Consider the following 2,573-nt stretch of genomic DNA (forward strand, 5'->3'; position numbering starts at 1 on the left):
GTTTCCGTACATCAAGGAACCTGCTACAGGTTCACGGATACCGTCGATGTCTACGGGAGGTGCGGCGATGAAGGCGATGATAAAGCAGGTGGTTGCGGCGAGTAAGGTGGGGATCATGAGTACGCCGAACCAGCCTACGTACAGGCGGTTATCGGTGCTTGTTACCCAGTTACAGAACCGCTCCCATACGTTGGCGCTTTCGCGTCTTTGTAAGGTTGCTGTCATTGTTCTTATGATTGCTTAATGTTCGTTAATAATTTGGTAGGTCGAAGTACCTACATTTATAAGATTAGAGGAAAGATTTAGATTTGTAAACAATATTTAATTAATTTTTGTTTATTAATGTAAAGAAGATATATAAATATTTCTGATTTTATCTTATTTGCAGTTTTTGCGATGTGAGCGATCGCTCATTAAATATTTATTTAGTAGAGACGTGAAATTTCACGTCTCTACTATTACACGGATTGCTATATCAACCAGGAGGCCATGCCATATGTCTTCCTCCCAGGATATGCAGATGCAGATGGTAAACAGTTTGACCACCGTCGTCACCAGTATTGATCACCACGCGATAGCCATTTGTTAGTCCAGCTTGTTCGGCGACTTTTTGAGCAGTTAACAAAATATGCCCCAAAAGCGCTTGATCTCCTGGTTCGGCTTCAGTTAGTTTCGGGATGGGTTTTTTAGGAATAACCAGGATATGAACAGGTGCTTGGGGATTAACATCTGTGAAGGCTAACGCTAAATCATCCTCATAGACAATATTGGCTGGGATTTCTCGACGAATGATTTTGCCAAAAATTGTGTCTTGGTTTGTCATGTGTAATTTGTTATTTGTCATTTGCCAATTGTCAATGATAAGACAAAGGACAAAGCACTAGTGACAAAGGAAATTTAAAGACTATGCTTGCTAGAGTCTGGAGTGGAGCCATTGTAGGCATAGACGCCGTTAAAGTCGGTGTAGAAGTTGATGTTTCTGGTGGTTTACCAGGAATAGTTGTATTGGGATTACCAGATGCAGCAGTACAAGAAAGTAAGGAAAGGGTAAAGGCTACTCTCAAAAATTCCGGCTTCGCCTTTCCAATGCGAAAAATCGTGATTAATCTCACACCTGCTGATTTACGTAAAGAAGGCCCTTGTTTTGATTTACCGATTAGTGTGGGAATTTTGGCAGCTTCTGAACAACTGAAGACCGAGTTGTTAGAGAATTATATTTTTATGGGAGAAGTGTCTCTTGATGGTAGTTTACGTCCAGTAGCTGGAGTCTTACCTATTGCTGCGGCTGCTAACAAGATGGGAATTACAGGTTTAGTTATCCCTGCGGATAATGCCCAAGAAGCTGCTGTAGTCAAAGGATTAGCTGTTTATGCTTTTCAAAATCTGGCGGATGTAGCTGATTTTTTAAATAATCCAGGGCGTTATCAGCCTGTAAAGTTAGATGGCCTAGTAGAGACGTTGCGTGCAACGTCTCTACTAGCTGATTTAAAAGATGTAAAAGCCCAGGCTCACGCCCGTCGAGCATTGGAAATTGCTGCGGCTGGTGGTCACAATTTAATTTTTGTGGGACCACCAGGAAGTGGTAAGACTATGCTAGCAAGACGCTTACCGGGGATTTTACCGCCATTGAGTTTTGCAGAAGCTTTGGAGGTGACACGCATTCACTCGGTGGCTGGTTTATTAAAAAATAGAGGCTCCTTAGTACGCGATCGCCCTTTTCGCAGCCCTCACCACTCCGCATCTGGGCCGTCTCTCGTCGGTGGCGGTACGTTTCCCCGTCCTGGAGAAATTTCACTATCACATCTGGGTGTACTTTTCCTTGATGAATTAACAGAATTTAAACGTGATGTCTTGGAATTCTTACGTCAGCCTTTGGAAGATGGGTTTGTGACAATTTCCCGGACGAAACAATCTGTAATGTTTCCGGCTCAGTTTACTTTAGTGGCAAGTACCAATCCCTGTCCTTGTGGCTATTACGGTGATACGATTCAACAGTGTACCTGTTCGCCACGCCAAAGAGAACAATACTGGGCAAAGCTTTCTGGTCCGTTAATGGATCGGATTGATTTGCAAGTGGCGGTGAATCGTTTGAAGCCAGAGGAAATTACCCAACAACCGACGGGAGAATCTTCAACAATAGTCAGAGAAAGAGTACAACAAGCACGCGATCGCGCATCTGCAAGATTTAAAGATGAATCTCATCTACGTTGTAACGCCCAGATCCAAAGTCGCCATTTACCAAAATGGTGCAAACTAGATGATGCTAGCCGTAACTTATTAGAAAGCGCAATTAAAAAATTAGGATTATCAGCAAGAGCAAGCGATCGCATTCTCAAAGTAGCACGTACGATTGCTGATTTAGCAGGAGATGAGAATTTACAAGCCCATCATGTTGCAGAAGCAATACAGTACCGCACGATAGATAGAATGCAGTAACCATTCCTCTGCCTAAAGGCGAGAGGCTTTATCCCCCTCCCAGAACTACCAGCAAATAGGGTGCTTACTCGTTCTGCTTGCGGAACTACGGGCGAGGTTACGGTTAACTAGAGAGTGTAGACTCACTCCCTCACCCC

General features: G+C 43.6%; 2 protein-coding genes and 1 pseudogene. 1 reads left to right on the plus strand and 2 read right to left on the minus strand.

Annotated elements, in window-relative coordinates:
• Window positions 1-225: pseudogene (locus tag ACE1AT_RS00115) on the minus strand (photosystem II q(b) protein); the annotation flags it as partial.
• A 250-nt stretch (window positions 226-475) separates the two neighbouring features.
• The gene (locus tag ACE1AT_RS00120) at window positions 476-823 is read right to left on the minus strand and encodes a histidine triad nucleotide-binding protein (protein WP_374865311.1); all 348 of its coding nucleotides are present in this window, start codon (window positions 821-823) and stop codon (window positions 476-478) included.
• Window positions 824-906: 83 nt separating this feature from the next.
• Between ACE1AT_RS00120 and ACE1AT_RS00125 the strand changes: the two genes are divergently transcribed.
• Entirely contained in the window at window positions 907-2,436 is a 1,530-nt protein-coding gene (locus tag ACE1AT_RS00125; RefSeq protein ID WP_374865310.1) for a YifB family Mg chelatase-like AAA ATPase, read from the plus strand.
• Window positions 2,437-2,573: the final 137 nt, after the last annotated feature.

Origin of the sequence: Pelatocladus sp. BLCC-F211 (assembly GCF_041928655.1) — a bacterium.
GTDB lineage: Bacteria > Cyanobacteriota > Cyanobacteriia > Cyanobacteriales > Nostocaceae > Pelatocladus.